This is a genomic window from Alteromonas gracilis, from assembly GCF_036870955.2.
Taxonomy (GTDB): Bacteria; Pseudomonadota; Gammaproteobacteria; order Enterobacterales; family Alteromonadaceae; genus Alteromonas; species Alteromonas gracilis_A.
Genome location: NZ_CP145482.2, coordinates 2,288,738 through 2,310,793, shown reverse-complemented (window position 1 = coordinate 2,310,793; position 22,056 = coordinate 2,288,738). Strand labels below are relative to the sequence as shown.

The window sequence follows — 22,056 nt, the reverse complement described above, 5'->3', positions numbered from 1 at the left end:
ACAATTCTCATTTAATTGAAAGGGTTTGATATGAAAAAAGAAATGTTTGTTTGAATACGTATGCATGTTTTTAACTCTTGGGTTAATGCGTACTATTAACGAATTGCTAACAATCAAGATAAACTAATGCTTTCTCTTAATCACGTATTTCGCATAAAACCGCTTACACTCGCTATGCTGACTTTTTCAGTAATGGCATGTAGCGAGCCTCCAAAAGTGAACACAACAAACACTCAATCTAAAATTGCGCAAGATGACACGCGCAGCACAACAATCAAAACTGCTAGTGAAGAACGCCTTGGCAAGCCGGTTGTTTATCAGGTTTTTACCAGACTGTTTGGTAACACAAATACGACGAATAAACCGTGGGGAACACTTGAGGAAAATGGAGTTGGGAAGTTTAATGATTTTACACCTGATGCCCTTGCCAGCATTAAAGCGCTAGGAACAACGCATGTTTGGTACACGGGCGTACCACATCACGCGCTGGTAACTGATTACACTGATTACGGCATTTCACTGGATGACCCAGACGTAATAAAAGGTAGAGCAGGGTCTCCTTACGCAGTAAAAGATTATTACAACGTTAACCCTGATCTCGCCACAGACCCAGCAAAACGACTCGAAGAGTTTGAAGCCCTTATCGCTCGGACACATGCAGCGGGCATGAAAGTAATTATCGATATTGTGCCAAATCACGTCGCGCGAGATTACCGTTCATTGTCAGCTCCTCAGGGCGTCTCTGATTTTGGTGAGAACGATGATGTTTCTGTGACATACGCAAAAGACAACAATTTCTATTATGTTGTTGGCCAGCCATTTAAAGTTCCGACATCAGATGCCTACAGCGTGCTTGGCGGCGAGGCGCATCCTAAAGCTGATGGCGAGTTTGAAGAGTTTCCAGCAAAGTGGACTGGAAACGGAGCAAGGGCGCCACAGCCAGACATTAATGACTGGTATGAGACCGTAAAAGTGAACTATGGCGTAAGACCAGATGGCAGCTACGATTTTCCTACTTTACCTGCAGGTTTTGAGAGTAAAAGCTATCAAGAGCACTCTGCGTTTTGGGAAGATCAAGACCTTCCTGATTCGTGGTACAAATTTAGAGATATTGCGCATTATTGGTTAGATAAGGGCGTTGATGGCTTTCGTTACGATATGGCAGAAATGGTACCAGTAGAATTCTGGTCATTCCTCAATAGTAGCATTAAGTCGAAAAATGAAGATGCGTTCTTGCTTGCAGAAGTCTATCAGCCAGATAAATACAGGGACTATATCCATAAAGGTAAGATGGATTATCTATATGACAAGGTCGGGTTCTACGACACGTTGAAGGCCATCATGCAAGGTAAAGGGAAGGTGAGCGATCTTGTCAATGTACATCAACAGGTGAAGGATATTGCACCGCATATGCTCCACTTTCTCGAGAATCACGACGAGCAACGCATTGCGAGCCCTGACTTTGCTTAAGCGACGCTAATAAAGGAAAGCCTGCACTCGCGGTAAGTGCCTTGATAAGTGCCTCACCCACATTGCTTTATTTTGGCCAAGATGTAGGAGAAGACGGCAGTGAGGAAACGGGGTTTGGAGACCCTACGCGAACTTCTATTTTTGATTATGTAGGTGTTCCGGCCCATCAACGCTTTATGAATGAAGGCAAATTCGATGGCGGACAATCATCGAAAAGTGAACTTTCTCTTCGTGCGTTTTATGAAAATGTCATGGGCATTGCAGCAAACAATGCTGCCGTACATGGCGACTATGTGGATTTGCATTCACTAAATTTGAACACAAAAGACTCGGCGTATTCTGAGCAGCAATTTGCATTTGCGCGTGTAAAAGACGGGCAAGGTTTTATTGTGATTTCGAATTTTAGCGAAGAGCCTATTTCTGATGTGGTACTTACCTTGCCAACAACACTGTTTAGCAAAGACACCGAGGCATTAGAGCTACCGGCTTTATTAGATCATGATACGGTGTCAATTATAAAAAGCGGCGCACATTATTCCGCTTCATTAACACTGGATGGTTTAGAAACACAAGTATTCGCGTTCTAAAACGTTCTTGTCGCTTAACCATAAAAAAGCTAGGTTCAAACCTAGCTTTTTTGTTTTTAGAAAACGGCTAAATAAAAATCATTTATTGACGGAAGCCTCTGTTATGCTGCGTGAATACGTATGCATTGCATTGGTCTAATGTCAGAAGACGGGTAGTATCACGTTACCATCATATACTTAACGTATTTTTAACATGAGGTTTCTGTGAGCTCGGGTAAATTCTCTTCAGTCAATTTCGCTTCGTTGTCGTTTAAACGAGGTCTTTCTTCATCACTTATTGCGCCTACTTTGGCGTTTTCTTTATCCGTTTCTGCAAATGAACTTACTGTTTCTCCTCCTAACTGGTGGTCAGGAATGGAAGCGCCGCATGTTGAATTGATGATATATGCTGAGGATATTGCTAATGATTCGGTATCTGTGGTTAAGGGTGATGCCACTATTGTTCAAAGCGAGGCACTAGATAGCCGTAACTACCTGTTTGTAACACTTGATGTGTCATCGTCAAAAGCAGGTGAAATTGTACTTCAGTTTACCGATGAAGATGGAAGCGTGCGTGAAAAAGCTTACTCGCTTCTAGCAAGGCAAAAAGACGCTGCAAAGCGCCAAGGCTTTGGACCTAAAGACGCTATATATCTTATTGCCCCAGACCGCTTCGCCAATGGTGATTCGTCTAATGACAATATTGAAGGTTACGTTGATAAAGTTGACCGCTCAAAGAAAGGCGGCCGCCATGGTGGTGACATACAGGGAATTATAGATAACTTAGGATACATCTCAAATTTAGGGTTTACCCAAATTTGGACGATGCCATTGCTTGAAAATGCGATGGATAGCTACAGTTACCACGGCTATTCAACAACAGACTACTATGCCATTGACCCTCGCTTCGGTACTAATCAAGACTATGTAACGCTAAGTCGCAGAGCAAACAATGCTGGTATTGGTCTTATTATGGATATGGTGTTGAACCACATCGGAAGCAATCATCTTTGGATGAAAGATACACCGTCTGATGATTGGATAAACAATAACGGAAAATTTGTAGGCACTACACACAAGCGAGAGGCATTGCACGACCCCCATGCAGTAGAAAGCGATAAAATAGGGTTCAGCGACGGATGGTTTGTGCCGACAATGCCAGATCTTAACCAGCGCAATCCTCATTTAGCGAATTATCTTATTCAAAACGCGATTTGGTGGGTTGAGTATGCAAATTTAAGCGGTATTCGCGTTGACACATATTCTTACCCTGACAAGGATTTCTTGAGTCAATGGACACAACGCATCATGCAGGAATACCCACACTTAAATATTGTTGGTGAAGAGTGGTCGGTGAATCCTGCTATTACCGCTTACTGGCAGAGAGGCAGTCATAAGCACGACGACTATGTTAGCGCATTGCCTTCAGTAATGGATTTTCCTTTGCAGGCAGCTGTCGTTAAAGCGTTAGACGCAGACGAAAGCTGGAATTCTGGTTTCATAAGCATTTATGAAACACTGGCGACTGACTTCTTGTATGCTGACCCAAATAACCTTGTTATTTTTCCTGACAACCATGATATGAGTCGTATTTTTACTCAGGTTGGCCACGACATTGAAAAATGGAATATGGCGATGACGTTGTTTTTGACAACACGCGGCATTCCACAAGTGTTCTACGGTACAGAGATTTTAATGCAAAACGAGGGGACGACGGATCATGGGATTATCCGGACTGACTTCCCTGGTGGATGGAAAGACGATGGTGCAAAGAATGCTTTTTATGGCAAAGGTTTGACGCCGGACGAGCGTTTTGCACAACAGAGAACTAAGCAATTGCTGTCGCTGCGCAAAACACACCCACATCTGTTTGAGGGTGAATTGAAGCATTATGCGCCGAAAGATGGCGTATACACATACTTTAGATTAGACAATAACAACAAAAAGAATGCGCTAATGGTGGTTTTAAACAAACAAGAAACCTCACTTACGCTTGGTCAATACGATGAAATTTTGAGTGGATACTCGTCAGTAACGCGATTAAATGATGGTGCTAAGTTCAATACGTCAGATACTTTGACACTTGCACCTATGTCGGCAACTGTTTTTATAGTGCAGTAAATAGCACGTTTTCAACACAACAATAAATAGAGCAAACTATGCAAACAACACAACCTCGCCTGTCTTTTTGGCAAATATGGAATGTCAGCTTTGGCTTTTTGGGTGTTCAATTTGGTTTTGCACTGCAAAACGCCAATGTCAGCAGAATTCTGTCGGATTTAGGTGCAGACCTTCATTCACTGTCATTATTTTGGCTCGTTGCGCCCATTATGGGCCTTATTGTTCAACCTATTGTAGGTTCAGCGTCGGACAGAACTTGGAACAGGCTCGGTAGACGCCGACCGTTTATTTTGGCTGGGGCAATTGCTGCGGTAGTTGGCATGATATTGCTTCCTAATGCTCCTATATTTGTTGCGTTTTTGGCTCCCATGTTAATGGGCGCATTGATGGTTGCGTTAATGGATGCATCGTTTAACGTTTGTTTTCAGCCCTTTAGGTCGCTAGTGTCGGATATGGTTCCCCCTTCACAACGAAACGTGGGATATTCAATTCAGTCACTTTTGATCAATATCGGCGCTGTTATCGGTTCAATTCTACCGTTTTTACTAACGAACGTTATTGGACTTGAGAACACAGCTCAAATGGGTGAAGTTGCTCCTTCGGTCATGTGGGCGTTTTATATCGGTGCAACAGTACTACTTGGTACAGTGATTTGGACTGTAATTCGTACCAAAGAATATTCGCCTGAAGACTACACGCGCTACAAAGGCCTCAGTGAAGAAGACGTGGCCCAGATGACCAAAGAAAAAGCGCCTTTAGGGCAGCGTTTACGCGAGTTCTTTACTTTGGTTGTTGATATGCCAAAAACGATGAAGCAACTTGCCGTTGTACAATTCTTTTCTTGGTTTGCACTGTTTATCATGTGGGTGTACACCACACCTGCTATTACCCAGCACATTTGGAATGTAGATAAACAATGGTTTGACCCTGCGTTTATTGCAGCAGCGCCAGTCGTTCCAGAGACTATCACTATGGCGAAAGGTGCTGCTGGTGATTGGGTAGGTATTTTATTTGCGGCCTATTCAGTTTTTGCCGCTATCTTTTCTGTTTTCTTGGCTCGATTAGCAGATAAGTTTGGTAGAAAAACCGTCTACGCAGGTGCACTTGCATTAGGCGGAATTAGCTACGTGAGTTTCTTGATGTTCCAAGACCTGACGATGGTTGAAGTGAACCTTTTGATTACGCAAGTTACTGTACCCGTCGGTGCTGTAAAACTGCTTATTCCTATGATTGGTGTGGGTATCGCGTGGGCTGCAATTTTAGCTATGCCTTATGCGATGCTTGCCGGAGCGCTTCCTGCTAACAAAACGGGTGTTTATATGGGGATATTCAATTTTACCGTAGCAGCACCCCAGATTGTGTCGGGTCTCACGGCAGGGTGGATACTCAGTAGTGTCTTTGATAATGATGCGAAGTACATCATTGTTGTTGCTGGCGTTTCAATGCTTATTGGTGCCGTTGCCGTATTCTTTGTAAAGGAAGCCGATACACAAGTGCTTCAAGAAGCAAAAGGAGAATAATATAGTGTTCTTTAAACCAACCTCGATAGCATTGTCATTGGCGAGTATTTTAGCGGTGGGGTGCAGCGCTACCAACCAAGAGAATCTTCATAGCAAAGACCACAACGAAGAGTTTAAGGCAAACCAGATTGTCGGAACGACGACGCCTTTTGCTAGCGAAGCGGTTTATTTTGTAGTTACCGATCGTTTTGTCGATGGCGACCCTAGCAATAACCACGAGGCGCAAGGTGGAGATTACCCAACATGGCAGCTTCCACTAGAAGGCCCCGATGGAAAGAAAGCCTATGTAGGTTATATGGGAGGGGATCTAAAAGGCATTCTAAATAATGCAGAGTATATATCTAACCTAGGGTTTACAGCGGTTTGGATGACGCCAGTTGTGGACAATCCAGATTATGCGTTCAATGGGGATGAGCCTATTACCTATGGTGGCGCGTTTAAAGATGGCGGTAAAACCGGGTATCACGGCTATTGGGCTACAAACTATTATAAAGCCGATGAGCATTTAGTAAGCGAAGACCTTAGTGTTAAGGATTACACAACACAAATGCGTGAAAAGCATGGCCTTAAGTCAGTCTTTGACATTGTCGCTAATCATGGAAGCCCAAGTTTTACGATGGAGAAAGATTTACCCGGCTATGGTGAACTTTATGATGCGCAGGGTAAGTTAGTAGCAGATCATCAAAATCTAGCGCCCGAGGCGTTAGACCCAAAAAATAATCCGCTACATGCGTTTTTTCATGATTATCCCGATTTAGTTAAGTTATCTAACCTAGATGATGAAAATCCAGCGGTAAGGGATTATCTAATAAACAGCTATTTGTATTGGATTTCCCAAGGCGCCGATGCATTTAGAATAGATACAATTCGTCATGTACCACATGCTTTTTGGCGCGAGGCAGCGGATCGAATACGAAAAGACAATCCTGACTTTTTCATGTTTGGTGAAAGTTTCGACTATGAAGCAAACAACATAGCGCAACACACATTAAAGAAAAATGGCGGTGTCAGCGTACTTGATTTCCCAATGCAAAAAGCAATGGTGTCGGTATTTGAAAAACCTTCAGAGACAGACTTTGCTAATCTAGAGAAGGTGCTTCATTTGACGCATGGTCCTTATGAAAATGTATACGAACTAACCACGTTCTATGATAACCACGACATGGCACGTATGAATGCCACCGACAGCGGTTTTATAAATGCTCATAACTGGTTATTTACAGTAAGAGGTATACCCGTGGTATACATGGGGTCAGAAGTTGGCTACATGCGTGGCACTGCTGAGCATGCTGGCAATAGAAACTATGTCGGACAGGAAGTCTTAGATAAGGCGAAAAACCATGCTATTGCTAAGGCTTTGACTACAATTGCAAATGTACGCAAACAAACACCAGCCCTTCAGCGCGGCGTACAAGTGAACATAAAGATGGAAGGTCATCAGGCTGCATTCTATCGCGTTTTAAAAGCAGAAGGGCAGACGCAAGTTGCATTGGTGTTGTTAAACAAGGGAGAGCAGCCAGCAGACTTTTTAGTTTCAGATTATATGCAAAGTGGAACTTGGGTTGAGCAAATCACTGGCAAGACGCTATCGCTAGCCGAGGGTGAAGCATTAAAGACCAAGGTGCCTGAAAATGGTGTTCAAGTGTGGCTGTTAAATGATCAAATGATAAATAGTGAGCTAATTGAGCAAGTGTCGTTTCAGTTAGCAAGACAGTAAAGCGATTCTTCAATTTCTAGCCTTAAAAATAAAAGCGCTTCGTTGTTAGACGAAGCGCTTTTTTTGTCTTAAGCCTATGTTTACTTCGTAGTTAGCCAACTCTTAGACAAAGAGGTGCCTGACCCCATTGTTAAGCTTGCTATGTTCTCTTTTCACTACCACATGATTGTCTAATGATAACGTCTGCTGGCATTAAGTAATCCTGGACTTCTTCATTATTGATAGCTTTAAGTAAGGTTGTGACGAGTAATTCACTAAGCGAGTTTTGTGTTTTGCTGAACCGTCGTCAACGCAGGTGTTGTGTAGGCTGATACAGCTATATTGTCATAGCCGACAACGGCTACTTCGTCAGGTACTGATATATCTGCTTGTCGCAATGCTCTAACAACGCCCATTGCAATCAAGTCCGATGCGCAAACTATCGCTTGAGGAAGGGTGTCGCTTTCTAATAGTGATTTTACCGCTAAGGCGCCCGCGTCCTCAGTAGAATTGGCATCACGTTGTAGACTATCTTGGTGAAAATTATTATCGGTTAAGGTTTTATAGTAGCCTTCAAACCTTGCCTTGAACTCTGGTGCGTGGTCACCGTTGTCACCAATAAATGCGAACGTCTTCTTACCAAGCGCTATGAGGTGTTCGGTGATCCGTTGTCCGCCTTGATAGTTATCACAACCAATACTCACGCCAGGGTGTGCTGCATCTGGTGCTCCCCAACGGACAAAGTGTGTTCCTTGTGACTCTAGTTGCGCGACCTTGTTTTGATAGTCAGTATAATCCCCATAACCCAATAATATTATGCCGTCTGCCTTATTAGAATCTTCATATTCGGCGTGCCAATCATCGTCTAAATTTTGAAATGAGACTAACAAATCGTAGTTGGCGTGTGCACAAGCACGAGTAATACTTCCTAACATTGCCAAGAAGAAAGGGTTGATCATCGAATCATCTGAGGTTGGATCTTCAAACAATAGCAGTGCAATGGTACTGCTTTTCTGTTTCCTCAAGTTACTCGCGTTCTTGTCTACTTTATAATTGAGTTCGCGTGCTATGCGCTGTACGCGGTCTCGAGTTTCTTGGTTTACAAGTGGGCTGTTATTCAACGCCCTGGATACCGTAGATTGAGAAACGCCAGCTAAATGCGCGATATCAAATGAGGTTGCTTTTTCTTTCATAAACACCATATTTTGCTACTACGACAGTGTTGTCGCGAAATTTAGATTAACACAAAAATTGGCGGTTACCTGTATTTTGGTATCGCGTAGTAGGCATTTGAGGTGTATCTGACTTATTTGTAATGTCGAATGCTCTATATTCAACCAGTTGTCAGGCTTTAGCGAATAAAACATGGTTGATTCATTTGTGACAGTGTTATACTGCCGAAAATTTCTTTTGATTTATTAGTGCATAAGGGGAACATGCGAATGGCCGAGACTGAACACCGTCCGACCAATTTTATCCGTCAAATTATTGATAAAGACCTGGCCAGCGGGTTACACGACGCCATCAAGACGCGCTTTCCGCCTGAGCCAAACGGTTTTTTACATATAGGTCATGCAAAATCAATCTGCTTAAATTTTGGTATTGCACAGGATTATACAGGGACCTGCAATCTACGTTTTGACGATACGAACCCCGCAAAGGAAGACATTACCTTTGTTAACTCGATAAAAGAAGACGTTGAATGGTTAGGATTTAATTGGGACGGTGAGGCTCGCTATTCGTCTAATTATTTCGATCAACTTCATGCCTATGCTAACGAACTTATAGACAAGGGCCTAGCATACGTCGATTTTTCTTCGCAAGACGTTATGCGAGAGATGCGCGGAACATTAAAAGCGCCTGGTCAGAATAGTCCTTATCGCGATACTGATATTGAGACGAACAAGCGCGAATTTGCCAAGATGACTGCGGGCGATTATAAAGAAGGCGAGTGTAGCCTGCGTGCAAAAATTGATATGACGTCGCCATTTATGTGTATGCGTGACCCAGTAATTTACCGCGTTAAGCATGCCCATCATCATCAAACTGGTGACAAATGGTGTGTTTACCCAATGTACGACTTCACGCACTGTATTTCAGATGCGATTGAAGGTATAACGCATTCGTTGTGTACACTGGAATTCCAGGATAATCGTCGTCTATACGATTGGGTTATCGAAAATATCAGTATTGATTGTACACCTCGTCAATATGAGTTTTCGCGTCTTAATCTTGAGTACACGGTACTGAGTAAACGCCGCCTTATCCAACTGGTTGACGAGCATCACGTGAGTGGGTGGGATGACCCGCGTATGCCGACTATCGCGGGTTTGCGTCGTCGCGGCTATACACCAGGCTCTATTGTTGAATTTTGTAAGCGTATCGGCGTTACAAAAATGGACAACATAGTTGAAATGTCGATGTTAGAGGCCTGTATTCGTGACGACTTAAATGTTAATGCTCCGCGTGCCATGGCCGTTCTAGACCCAATCAAATTGGTGATTGAAAACTACGAAGAAGGTAAGCAAGAAACCCTTATCGCGCCAAATCATCCAAATGATGAAAGTATGGGTACGCGTAACATCGGTTTTAGTCGTGAAATTTACATTGAGGCGGAAGACTTCCGTGAATCAGCTAATAAGAAGTTTAAGCGCTTAGTGCTGGACAAAGAAGTGCGTCTCCGCAATGCGTATGTGGTAAAAGCCAATCGTGTAGAAAAAGACGCGGACGGTAATGTCACCACAGTTTACTGTACATATGATGCTGAGACTCTAGGAAAGGATCCTGCTGATGGGCGCAAAGTGAAAGGCGTTATTCATTGGGTTGATGCTGCAACTGCACAATCTGCAGAGTTCCGTTTGTACGATCGTTTGTTTAACGTGCCTAACCCAGCAGCTGAAGAGAACTTTACTGATGCAATCAATCCAGATTCGCTTGAAGTCAAACAAGGCTGGGTTGAGAGTGGACTTGCTCAGAATGTACCTTCGGCTGGCGCTTGGCAGTTTGAGCGAACGGGGTATTTTTGCGTAGACAACGACAGCACCGATATGAAGCCTGTGTTCAACCGTACAGTAGGGTTAAGGGACACGTGGGCCAAAGTAGGCGAGTAGCCTGGTAAATAGTAAAAACAAAAAAGCCGCTTTGTAGCGGCTTTTTTTGAGCGTTAATTACTTTGGTTGGCAATCTAGTGATTGGCCATTAACGGTGGCGCTGTCTTTGCCCATTAGATACAAATACAAAGGAATAATGTCTTTTGGTGTTTTCAGTGTATCAGGGTTTTCTGCAGGAAATGCCTGAGCACGCATATGGGTTCGGGTGCCACCTGGGTTTATACAGTTAAAACGTACCGACTTGTTTTGGTATTCATCGGCCAACGTTTGCATGACGCCCTCTGTGGCAAATTTAGAAACAGCATAAGCTCCCCAAAACGCGCGTCCTTTTCTTCCTACGCTTGATGTTGTGAACACAACGGAAGCTGAATCCGCTTTTTCAAGGGCAGGGATGAGCGCTTGCGTCATAAATACCATACCGTTTAAATTTATTTGCATAACATCTTGCCATTCCTGTGCGTCTATATCTTTGAAGGCGCTTAGGTGGCCTAGAATTGAAGCGTTATGCAACACACCGTCTAATCGGCCAAATTGATCAATGATAGTTTGGGACATTTGCTGATAATGGCTTGGTGTAGCACCTTTTATGTCGAGAGGGACAATCGCTCGGTTCTGGGCCTTTATTGGCACATATTTCATCGTACACAGCTTCTAATTTCGACACTGTGCGACCCAGCAATATGCATGTGGCGCCATGAGCTGCATAGGTGAGTGCTGCCTGTCGGCCAATACCGTCACCCGCACCTGTGATCAGTATAATTTTATCCTGAAGTAAATCTTGCGGTGCACTATAATCGTTCATTATTATCCTTCGAATAGACTGAATTAATTAACTATCTTTTACGATTTGTATTACCCGAGATCATACTCAGACTGAGTCACAAGTAAAACATTCAATGAAAATTCTCGTGAAACGTAAAAAAAGTTAACCAAACTGGTTAACAAAACTTTGCAAAGTTGCAACAAAGTCAATAAGATTGAGGAAGATACAACTGGTCTAACATGTTTAAAGCATTTTTCTATGCTCGCAGGAACGACATAGATAGAGTCAAAATACAAAGGCTCAGTTTTAGACAAAGAATAACAAAAATGCTTGTAGGGAGTAGAGATGAGAAAACTCGTATTAAGTTCCAGTGTGGCCCTTGCCCTGGGTCTAGCAGGCTGTGGTGGCTCTGATGAAACCCTTTCTGATATCGAGGCCGAAACAGAAGTCCAAACGCCATTTTCACGTATCGTTTTTGATCCAGCCGCTGGTAACCTAAACGTTCCTAACGACCTTCTTATGCTTCCGGGCGACGACGGTTTCTTCGATTATACGCTTAATATTCCTGTAGCAGATCCAACAGATTTCGGTGACCCTCAAAATGCACTTAACGTGCTTGATGGTTGGTCCACGCAGCATCCATTCGTTATTGACGTAGAGACGCCAGCTGGCACCTCACTTGATGCATCTTCGCTATCAGCAGGTGTGCTGTTATTTGAAGCGACGCTTGGCCTTGACCAAAGCGACCCTGATTGCGCGCAAATAACAACGCCATCGGCAGGTTGTAAATTGGGTGACCAGTTAACCTACGGTGTTGACTACGTATTAAGCTTAGCTGATAGCAACACCATCACCGTAGTACCGCTTAAGCCGCTAAAGCCTAAGCAAAAGGGCACATGTTAGTAATGACGACCGCGCTAAAGGACTCTTCTGGCAAATCAGTACAGGGTTCGACAACGTGGGATTCAGCGCGCCAGGACATTAATACAAACCCACTTTCTAGCGATGCACAGCTATCTCTTCAAGAGCTTGTTAATTCTTTAGTCAACCCGCTTCTTGGTGCGGGCTATGCACGTGAAGATATTACGTACGTTTCAGCTTTTACGACGCAATCGGTACCAAACTCGCTCGACACAATCAAAAAGGTCATGGTGAGTGAATTTGCGATGCGTGCTGCAGCGGGCGACCCAACAGCGGGTCAAGCATTACCTGCCATTGTTGTGCGCGATGTAGATGTCGCACCAACTGCAATGGAAGCACTAGGTCTGGTTAGTGCAGAAGTCGTAGCAGGGGCGGTTGCATTAGGAAAGCAAGGGTTGCCACCAGAGGCGGCACCGCTTGTTCCACTTATTGATGCAACAGATTTTAGTGCACTTCAAACATGTGCTGGCCTTACGGGTACGGTGACTGGCCAGCTAGCGGGTCAATGGGGTGCGTTAAACGATTTTGCTGTGGCCGTTTCTACGGGAATTTTGGCTCAAGCGGGTCCATTCTGCGCAGCGCAGCGTTTTGAAGGTAATATTTCGCTACCTTATTTCTCAGGTGTGCCTAGTGCAGAAAATCCGTTAGCACCGGTAAACACGTTTTGGCAAGCAGCTTGTGATAGCGGCATTGTCTTAGCTGGTGCGCCTCAAGAAGCACTTGCGGCTGCGACACCAGGGCCTAATGCACAATTGTGCTCAGGCTTGGGTTTAGCTGATGTTCGCGTAAATGGCGAGATGCTAGATAGTGCAAGAAACATTACTAAGTTTAACCCATTTCCTCAGCCTACTGGTGGCAACATGGGTAATGAGACACTTGATGTTCAGGTCACTGTACCTAATCCGGCGGTAGCGGGAGCGCTTGGTTTCCCTATTACGATGCCTGAAGCTGGATGGCCTGTGGTAATTCTTGCTCATGGTATTACAAGCCAAAAAGAAGATATGCTGGCTATTACGGGAACGCTTTCGTTAGCAGGTATTGCTTCTGTTGCTATTGACCAACCCATTCACGGTAGTCGTGGTTTCGATTTAAACGGTGACGGTGTTGATGAGTTAAACGCGACAACAGTAAGCGCAACGCATTACATGAATTTAGCGAGCTTACCAACAGCACGTGACAACTTACGTCAAAGTGTTTCAGATTTACTTGGTTTGCGTTTAGGATTAAATGCTGTTGTTGATACTACAGCAGGTCAGTCAGTGAAGTTTGACACAAGCCGTGTTTCTATTATGGGTGTGTCACTTGGTGCTATCACAGGCGGTAACTTTGCTTCTGTTGCCAACACGTCGATGGGTGGCGATCTTGCCGCACTAGACGGCATGTTTGCAATAAAACAAGCTTCACTAGAGTCTCCTGGAGGCGGTGTAGCACAATTCTTACTTGAGTCACCAGCATTTGGTCCGCTGATTAAAGGGCTACTGCTGTCTCAAGCATCAGAGGATTTTGTGGGACTGCTTAATCAGCTTTATGGTACAACAGACGTCAGCGAAGCAGAGCTTGCAGCTGCGGTAGCAACATTCGAAGCTAATTTAACTGCTGAGCAAGCAGCAGCAGTTAACGCTGTATTCGCAGAGTTTGCGTTTGCAGCGCAAACGGTAATGGATGCTGGTGACCCAACTAATTACGCAACAACATTAGGCGAAAACACACCTGTGCATATGTTGACGGTTGTGGGTGATGGTAGTGAAGAGAATCTTCCTGACCAAGTAATTCCGGTAAGCACAGCGCTACCGCTCGCTGGCCAACTGCCGCTTGCTCAGACTATTGGTCTTGAACAAGTAACCACAACACAAGGTCCAGGCGCAGATCCTATCAGCGGATTGGTATTGTTTAATAGTGGTGCGCACGCATCAAGTTTAAGCCCAGCGGCAAGTGCTGCGGTTACCACTGAGATGCAGCGTCAAGTTGCAGGCTACTTGGCCTCTGACGCGTTGGTTCTTCCAATTTCGGACGAATCAGTAGTTGCTAACTAAGCAATAGTTAAAAAACACTAATATAAGCTTAGCTTTTAAGCTTAGCTTTTTTGTTTTTAAAATTAGAATGTTGTTTGAATATCTAGGGGTGTTAATGTAATGTAAATTGGTCGGATCTGATTGTGCCTAAACGATGTGTTTTGTCTCATGGTAAGCAGTATTCACAAGTAGGGACGGCTGATAATTATTCATCTTTTAGGGATTGTTTTTGATGAGAAAAAATAGAATTTTTACACCGATTCCCACGGTTGTAGCACTTTCAGTAACGACACTTCTTACCGCATGTGGTGGTAACGATAATGACTTTAGTAACGTCACACCTGTTGAGCCGCCACCCCCGACGGTAGTGACACCACCGCCTGCGCCAATTCCTGCTTTTGATACTGATGGCGAACTCACTGCTGATATCAAATGGACGACGTATGGCGTACCTCATGTTACAGGTGATAATTTAGAAAGTATGGCTTATGGCGTTGGTTTTGCCTTTGCTCGAGACAACATGTGTGTGTTGGCAGATCAGATAGTAAAATACAATTCAGAGAGAGCGAAATACTTCGGTCCAGATCTTGTTCCGGGAAGCGGTGATTCAGCACATGTCATTAATGATTTTGGATATTTGACGCTAGGTATTAGAGAAATCGCAGAATCTAACCTTGCTAGTATGTCTGTGAATTCGCGGGCAATGTTCCAAGGCTATACAGCAGGATACAACCGTTATCTTAACGAAACACCTGTTGCAGAGCAGGACCCAACGTGCGCTGGACAGCCTTGGGTGACAGAAATAGACAGCGTAGACTTGTTAACATATTCGCTTGGTGTAGCCCTGTTACCAGGGGCCTCAAACTTTTTAGCCCCAATGTTTCTAGCTGCACCTGAAGGAGAAAGTTACTTGCCCACGGTGGCAGAGTCAGTACCAGATTCAGTAGCAGCTTCGTTAAAGTTTACGCCTGATGTAACCTTGCCTGAACGAAACCCGCAGGAAATGGGGTCTAACGGTTGGGGCTTAGGAAGCGATAAGACTACAAACGGCAAGGGTATGGTCTTAGGAAATCCTCATTTTCCCCATACTGGAAACCTGAGATTTTGGAATTTTCACGCTAAAGTTCCAGGCTTTATGAATGTAACAGGAAGTTCGCTAGTGGGCTTACCCGGTGCGGTAAACATAGGGTTTAACGAAAACGTCGCTTGGACGCATACGTTTTCAACCGCTGAACACTTTGTTGTCTATCAACTCACCCTTGACGAGCGCGATGAATCGGGTCTAACACATCTTGTTGATGGAAATCGTAGAACAATGTTTGAAAAGCCGCTTCAAATTGATGTGGCGGTTGCACCAGGCCAAACGATAAAGCTTAATAAAACGGCCTATTACACCAACTATGGTCCAATGATTGAAGTGCCTGGCAATTTCGGTTGGGACGGAACAAACGCTTTTGCCATAAAAGATGCAAACTTGCCGAATTTAGATATTGTCGACCACTGGCTAGCGATGAATATGGCAGGCTCAATGGATGAATTTAAGCAAGCCTTTAAAGACTATGATGGTGTTATTTTCAATAACACTATGGCTGCTTCAGCCGACGGTGAGGTGTTCTACATTGATGACTCTACCGTGCCGAACTTGACAGAGACAGCGATAGAGCAGTTAACTACTAACCCTTTGCTTATTCAAACTAAGGCCACAGCCGGTTTCACTGTGCTGCCCGGCAACATTTCGCAATTTGATTTTGATGGTCCCGTACCTTACGAGGAGGCGCCAAAATACGAAGGAACGGATTCTGTTCAAAATTCTAATGACAGCTACTGGCTAACTAACCTGTCTTCTCCAATTAGAGTTGATAATCCACTCTACGGTAATGTCGATTATCAACAGACCTTGCGTTCTCGAATGGGGCAAAAGTTCATCGAAACGGAAGCGGGGAGTGATGGAACGTTCAGCGCAGAGGAAGTTGAAACATTATTGCTGAACAACCGAAGCTATCTTGCAGAAGATGTTCTAGATGATTTGTTACAAACTTGCACGGCTCAGGGAGATACGCCTGTTTCTGTAGGCGGCGTTGACGTATCAGTTGCTGCAGCGTGCGACGCGCTATCTGACTGGGACGGCACAATGAATATCGCAAGCACGGGTGCACATGTGTTTAGAGAGTTTGCATTTCAGTTTGCACGAAACCCACAATGGGAAGTTCCGTTTTCACTGGAATCACCGGTAACAACGCCGTCAGGTCTAATGCAAAATGATACTACCCTTGAGCAACTGGCGCGCGCAGTTCAAATCATTGAGCAAACGGGAATTGCATTTGACGCAGCGTTTGGTGATGTTCAATTTGTGGAGCGTAGCATGCCAGATGGCACGCCATCTGGAGAGAAGTTACCTTGGGGTGGTGCTCACAACGTTGAGGGTGGTTTCAATGTCTTTGATACTATTAGAAGCCGCGACGAGACCTTACTGCCACGTCACCTTTATTCACCTGTAGACAGTAGCACAATACTCAGCGCTGAAGGCCAAGGGTATCATATTAACTATGGTACAAGCTGGGCAATGGTGATTAACTTTACTGATCAAGGCCCAGAGGGAAGGGGGATACTAACCTATTCACAATCTCGCAAGTTTGACAGTGAGCATTTCTTAGATCAAACCCGCTTGTACTCTGAGCAGCCAACACTGCGAGAGATTTTCTTCACAGAGCAAGAAATCACTGACAATACGATAGAGCAAGTAACCCTATCGTCACAGCAGTAACAGGCTGGTATCATAGCGTGAATAAATTAGTGGCCAAGCAGATAAGAAAATCTGCTTGGTCATATTTACGCAAGTGGCTCATTATTTAATAGCCCGTATTTTCTAGGAGTGAAGTTTGGAGTTTTTGTACGAATACGGTTTGTTCGTGGCTAAAGCGGTAACCATAGTTTTAGCATTTATAGTAATTGTTTCGACAATTGTTGGCGTTGCGAGTAAGCAGAAGCCTGGCAAAGGGCATCTTGAAATAACCTCAATTTCAGACCAGCTGAAAGATGTTACGCAATATGCTAAAGAAGTGCTGTTAAGTAAGGATGCACTTAAAAAGTTAGCGAAAGCACAAAAGAAAGAAGAAAAAGCAAAATCAAAAGAAAAGCAAGAAGACGAGAACCGCTCTCGATTGTTTGTTATTGACTTCAAAGGCTCTATGGATGCTTATGAAGTAGAGCATTTACGTGAAGAAATAACGGCAATTTTATGTGTGGCTGAGAAAGATGATGAAGTTCTCGTGCGTTTAGAAAGCGGTGGCGGTGTAGTGCATGGCTATGGATTAGCCGCGTCACAGCTACAGCGTATAAAAGATAAAGGCTTAAGTCTTACGATTGCCGTTGATAAAGTTGCGGCAAGTGGGGGATATATGATGGCCTGCGTGGCCGATAAGCTGATTGCTTCACAGTTTGCATACATAGGCAGTATCGGTGTTCTCGCACAGCTGCCTAATTTCAATAAGTTATTAAAAAAGAACGATATTGAATTTGAACAACATACCGCGGGTGAATTTAAACGCACACTTACGGTGTTTGGTGAGAATAATGATGAAGGCCGAGCAAAGTTCAAAGAGGAAATCGAAGAAATTCATGTGCTCTTTAAAGACTTTGTACACAGTCAACGCCCAGCGATGGATATAGACAAGGTTGCGACTGGTGAATATTGGCCAGGGGTTAAAGCGAAGTCTTTGGGTCTAATTGATGATTTATCAACATCTGACGACTACATATTGTCTCATCACCCTGCACGAGAGATATTCAGTGTTAAATACTCTGTGAAGAAAAATGTTGCCGAAAAACTGGGTATGTCTGCTGCCAATGTAGTAGAGAAAGCCTTTATGAAGTCATGGAGCAAAGCGCGACACTGGTTTTAATCAAAGACGTGCAGAATCTTTCTGCACGTCTTTATAAATCTCAACATCGATAATAAGAAGAATATGGCAAGGCATACCAAGACTGACATTCTAGATGCGGCTGAGTTTCTATTTTCGCACCAAGGTTTTACACAAACTTCAATGCGCGAAATTACTGCTAGGGCGGACGTGAATTTAGCCTCAATTAATTACCATTTTGGCAGTAAGAAAAACCTCATTCAGGCAGTATTTAAGCGTTATTTCGATCGCCTTATGCCCAATGTTCAAAATTGTCTTGAGGTTACGACACTTGGCCAAGGCGCTGCTGGCATCGAGAAGCTGCTTTACACACTTATTCCCCCCATGTTGTCGCTGAATACCTTATCCGATAATGGCACGGCGACGTTCGTTAAGCTTTTGGGACGAGGCTACAACGAAACTCAAGGTCATTTAAGACGGTTTATTATGAATGACTACGGAGACTGTATTCGCGCATTAGTGAGCGCTATTAGACAGTGCTTACCGAAGTTGTCAGAAGAAGAGCTGTTTTGGCGCATGCACTTTGCTATGGGAAGCTTCGTTTTCTCGATGGCATCAAGTCAAGCGCTTACGGAAATAGCGGAGTCTGATTTTCATAAGCATGTTGATATTGAAGAAGTCATGCGACATCTTGTGCCGTTTGTTGCACAAGGTTTTGCAGGATCGGATGTGAGTAACAGTTCGGTATAACAAAAAGGCACACGTAACGTGTGCTTTTTTTGATAAAGCAGTGCCTGCCAGAATTATCTCGGCAATGTTGCTCCAGGCGCCTTATTTTTAAGTTGCTCTGCGTAGTACGCTTTTACAGAAAATTCTGACTTTTTAGCCGTTTTCGTTGCCTTTGCGGTTTTAGTTTTAGCTGTTGGCGCTTTGTCGGCGGCTTTTTTTAATGGTTTAGCGTCGCCTTTAATTGCTTCCGTCATTTCCTGTAATTGTGCCAGACGAACATTTTTGCCACCATCAACACTATACCAACCACTTTTTGCTTCAATGGCTGGCGCCTTACCGTTTGCTTGTGTATAGGCCTGAGTGAAATCAGCGATAACTTGGTCTTTGTCTAGGTTTGCCATGCTTATTTTGCTCTTTTTTTAAAATTAATTGACGAACGTTTGACGTGGTACAACAGAGTACGCTAAAGCGTAAACCTTGATTACGCGTTGAACCCTACTTGATAAGCTAGGTAGACAGAATTTCAAAAAGACTGCTACACACGTGTCATTAAATACAAGGTATAATGGTCAACGTTCGCGTGTTTTTATAACGTTTTTTGACCAGTTTGTCTAACTTTCGACCGGAGGATTTGTGTCCGCTACTAATTTAGAATTAAAAACATATCTTGATGGATTACTACGAGTGGGCGAGATTAATGATTATTGCCCTAATGGCATGCAGGTAGAAGGTGGCGAACATATCAACAAAATTGTAACGGGTGTTACTGCATCTCAAGCATTGCTCGATAGCGCTATAGAAGCTAATGCAGATGCAATCATTGTACATCACGGCTATTTTTGGAAGGGTGAAGCTCAAGCTGTAGTAGGCATGAAAAAACAACGACTAACTACACTATTGACGAATAACGTTAACTTGTTTGCTTATCATCTTCCGCTAGATGTTCACCCCGAGTTCGGAAATAATCGCCAACTAGGAAATTTATTGGGGATCGAAGATATTTCAGCAGTTCATTCAGTTAAACCTGTTGGTGTTGTTATGCATGGTAAAATGTCTAGTAGCATGCTTCCCAATGTGCTAAACGCCAAGTTGACGACACTGCTAGGTAGACCCGTACTAACCGAAGGGCCGTTAGATAAACCCATCAAAACCGTTGCTTGGTGCACAGGTGGTGGCCAAAGCTTTATAGAGCAGGCTGCTGAGCTAGGTGTCGATGCATTCATTACAGGTGAAGTTTCTGAGCAAACGGTTCATACCGCTAGAGAAATGGGGATCGTTTTCTTTGCAGCAGGCCACCACGCCACCGAACGCTACGGCATAAAGTCTTTGGGTGAACACCTTGCTGAACAATTTGAAATTACCGTCGACTTTATCGACATAGACAATCCCGCATAAGCTTAATATTTCAATGAATAACGATCGTATTTTTGATGGTATTGCTGAAACCTTTTCAAAAAATATCTATGGCACAACAAAAGGTCGCATTCGTCATACGTTATTATGTGATGCCTTAGCGCCATATATAGAAACACCAATGCATGTTATCGAGATAGGAGGGGGCACTGGCGTAATGAGCGCCCATCTGGCTTCTCTTGGTCATAGCGTGGTGTTAACTGATGCATCAAAAGACGTACTTCTGCAGGCCAAAACCAATGTTGAGGCTTTTGAAAACGTCATACTGCGGCAACAGTATCTGCAAGAAATCTCAGACTTGAAAGAGTATGACTTAGTCGTGTGCCATGCGGTTCTAGAGTGGTTAGACTCACCCTTTGATGCAATCGCATTTCTTTATCAGGGAATGCAAAAAGGCGCAAAATTAAGCCTGAGTTTTTTTAACCAAGACGCCAACTTGTTTGCCAACGCTATTTATGGAAACTTTGAGTACATTGCGAAGGGAATGAAAGCAAAGAAACAAGTCCGTTTAAACCCTAAACAGCCGCTGAGTGCAAGCAAAGTTGAGGCTTTTTGTAAGTCACTTGGCTTTAACGTGCGTGACAAAGCCGGGATACGCTGTTTTCATGATTATATGCGAGACATAAGCCACCAGAGCAGCAAATATGACGAACTTTTAAGTTTGGAACGTCAATACTGCAGGCAAGAGCCCTATATGTGGCTGGGGAAATATTTCCATCTTTTACTTGAAAAGTAGCGCCAGGTTTCAAGGATATTTCGCACATAATCCTACGTCATGGGTTTACTAGATTCTCGTTTCGAAGAATATTACTTACCGTAACTTGGGCTATTTCATTAAGCGCTTCTTCAGTGAAGAAGCCTTGATGGCCAGTGATAAGCACATTTGGGAATGTGGTAAGGCGCAGAAAGATATCGTCTTGTATAATTTCTTCAGAACGATCAGAAAAAAATAATTCGGACTCTCTTTCGTACACATCTAGGCCCAAGTAACCAATTTTCTTTGATTTTAGCCCTTTGATAATCGCATTGTTGTCAATAAGGCCACCCCTCGACGTGTTTATCAGCATGACGCCATCAGGCATTTTATCTAGAGATTCTTGATTGATAAGGTGGTAACTGGAATCGTTTAGTGGGCAATGAAGAGAGACAATGTCGCTTTTATTCAGTAGCGTAGATAACTCTACATACGTTGCGCCCCATGCATTCACATCGTCATCTTGAGTCGGGTCAAAGCACAGCACATTACAGCCAAACCCTAACAGAATTCTTACTACTGCTTTTCCAATCTTGCCAGTACCAACAACACCCACCGTTTTTTTATGTAAGGTAAATCCCATTAGTCCATTTAAGGCAAAATTGCCTTCGCGTACTCGGTTGTATGCTTTATGGGTCTTACGATTTAACGTTAAAATCAACGCAAGTGTGTGCTCAGCTACGGTTTCTGGACTGTAAGCAGGTACTCGACTCACGCTTATTTGACATTGCTTAGCAGCATTAATGTCTACGTTATTAAAGCCTGCACACCGCAATGCTATATGCGTCACGCCACAATTCTCAAGTGTTTTAATCGTCGCCGCGTTAACATCATCGTTAACAAAGACAACAACGGCGTCGATGTTATCACACAGGTGCGCAGTATCTTCATTCAACGCATGATCGAAATAGGTGACAGAAAACATAGCGTTTTGGTCACCTAGGGCATCAAACGTCTCACAAAAGACCTTTCTTTCGTATTCTCTGGTACTGAAGAAGGCAATACGGATACAGCGCTCATTGTCTTGTTCACTTAACATATCGGTGTTTCCTTTGCGAAGTTAATTGCATCTAACGCTATGTTTTGTTGCAACTGATAGTTGAGGACCTTCGTGCTTCGTC

11 protein-coding genes and 4 pseudogenes are annotated in these 22,056 nt (G+C 43.8%); 11 read left to right on the top strand and 4 right to left on the bottom strand.

Going from position 1 to position 22,056, the window contains the following annotated elements:
- The first annotated feature begins 126 nt into the window (after positions 1–126).
- The 4 genes and pseudogenes from V6N89_RS11230 (at position 127) to V6N89_RS11215 (ending at position 7,394) form a co-directional block, all read left to right on the top strand.
- A pseudogene (locus V6N89_RS11230) lies at positions 127–2,057 on the top strand (alpha-amylase family protein).
- 354 nt (positions 2,058–2,411) lie between these two features.
- Positions 2,412–4,157 (top strand): alpha-amylase family glycosyl hydrolase, encoded by a 1,746-nt coding sequence (locus V6N89_RS11225; RefSeq protein WP_346993800.1) that lies wholly within the window; start codon positions 2,412–2,414, stop codon positions 4,155–4,157.
- A gap of 38 nt (positions 4,158–4,195) precedes the next feature.
- Complete coding sequence (locus tag V6N89_RS11220) at positions 4,196–5,677, top strand: MFS transporter (RefSeq protein WP_338517617.1); 1,482 nt, start codon at positions 4,196–4,198, stop codon at positions 5,675–5,677.
- A gap of 1 nt (position 5,678) precedes the next feature.
- On the top strand, positions 5,679–7,394 hold the full coding sequence (locus V6N89_RS11215; protein ID WP_431189797.1) for an alpha-amylase family glycosyl hydrolase: 1,716 nt from the start codon (positions 5,679–5,681) through the stop codon (positions 7,392–7,394).
- Positions 7,395–7,533: 139 nt separating this feature from the next.
- Here the strand turns inward: V6N89_RS11215 and V6N89_RS11210 are convergent.
- Positions 7,534–8,566, bottom strand: a pseudogene (locus V6N89_RS11210) (LacI family DNA-binding transcriptional regulator).
- Between the two features lie 249 nt (positions 8,567–8,815).
- On the opposite strand from V6N89_RS11210, the gene glnS reads away from it, so the two are divergent.
- Positions 8,816–10,483, top strand: coding sequence for a glutamine--tRNA ligase (gene glnS, locus V6N89_RS11205; RefSeq protein ID WP_338517615.1), 1,668 nt, complete (start codon positions 8,816–8,818; stop codon positions 10,481–10,483).
- 57 nt (positions 10,484–10,540) lie between these two features.
- Here glnS and V6N89_RS11200 read toward each other — a convergent pair.
- A pseudogene (locus V6N89_RS11200) lies at positions 10,541–11,285 on the bottom strand (YciK family oxidoreductase).
- Between the two features lie 306 nt (positions 11,286–11,591).
- Between V6N89_RS11200 and V6N89_RS11195 the strand changes: the two are divergent.
- From V6N89_RS11195 to V6N89_RS11180, 4 genes and pseudogenes are all read left to right on the top strand, one after another.
- A pseudogene (locus V6N89_RS11195) lies at positions 11,592–14,200 on the top strand (VolA/Pla-1 family phospholipase).
- A 211-nt stretch (positions 14,201–14,411) separates the two neighbouring features.
- Entirely contained in the window at positions 14,412–16,943 is a 2,532-nt protein-coding gene (locus V6N89_RS11190) for an acylase (protein WP_346992701.1), read from the top strand.
- 115 nt (positions 16,944–17,058) lie between these two features.
- Complete coding sequence (gene sohB / locus V6N89_RS11185; protein ID WP_346992700.1) at positions 17,059–18,081, top strand: protease SohB; 1,023 nt, start codon at positions 17,059–17,061, stop codon at positions 18,079–18,081.
- 63 nt (positions 18,082–18,144) lie between these two features.
- A complete protein-coding gene (locus tag V6N89_RS11180) occupies positions 18,145–18,789 on the top strand; it encodes a TetR/AcrR family transcriptional regulator (RefSeq protein WP_338517613.1) in 645 nt (214 codons plus the stop codon).
- Positions 18,790–18,842: 53 nt separating this feature from the next.
- Here V6N89_RS11180 and V6N89_RS11175 read toward each other — a convergent pair whose 3' ends face one another.
- Complete coding sequence (locus tag V6N89_RS11175; protein ID WP_338517612.1) at positions 18,843–19,169, bottom strand: hypothetical protein; 327 nt, start codon at positions 19,167–19,169, stop codon at positions 18,843–18,845.
- A gap of 232 nt (positions 19,170–19,401) precedes the next feature.
- Here V6N89_RS11175 and V6N89_RS11170 point away from each other — a divergent pair, with 232 nt between their 5' ends.
- Both V6N89_RS11170 and V6N89_RS11165 read left to right on the top strand, forming a co-directional pair.
- Positions 19,402–20,163 (top strand): Nif3-like dinuclear metal center hexameric protein, encoded by a 762-nt coding sequence (locus tag V6N89_RS11170; RefSeq protein WP_338517611.1) that lies wholly within the window; start codon positions 19,402–19,404, stop codon positions 20,161–20,163.
- Positions 20,164–20,176: 13 nt separating this feature from the next.
- Positions 20,177–20,917 carry a methyltransferase domain-containing protein gene (locus V6N89_RS11165; RefSeq protein ID WP_338517610.1) on the top strand — a complete coding sequence of 247 codons (741 nt, stop codon included), beginning with the start codon at positions 20,177–20,179 and terminating at the stop codon, positions 20,915–20,917.
- A 37-nt stretch (positions 20,918–20,954) separates the two neighbouring features.
- Here V6N89_RS11165 and V6N89_RS11160 read toward each other — a convergent pair whose 3' ends face one another.
- Positions 20,955–21,974: a 2-hydroxyacid dehydrogenase gene (locus V6N89_RS11160; RefSeq protein ID WP_338517609.1), complete on the bottom strand. Its 1,020-nt coding sequence runs from the start codon at positions 21,972–21,974 to the stop codon at positions 20,955–20,957.
- Positions 21,975–22,056 lie beyond the last annotated feature (82 nt).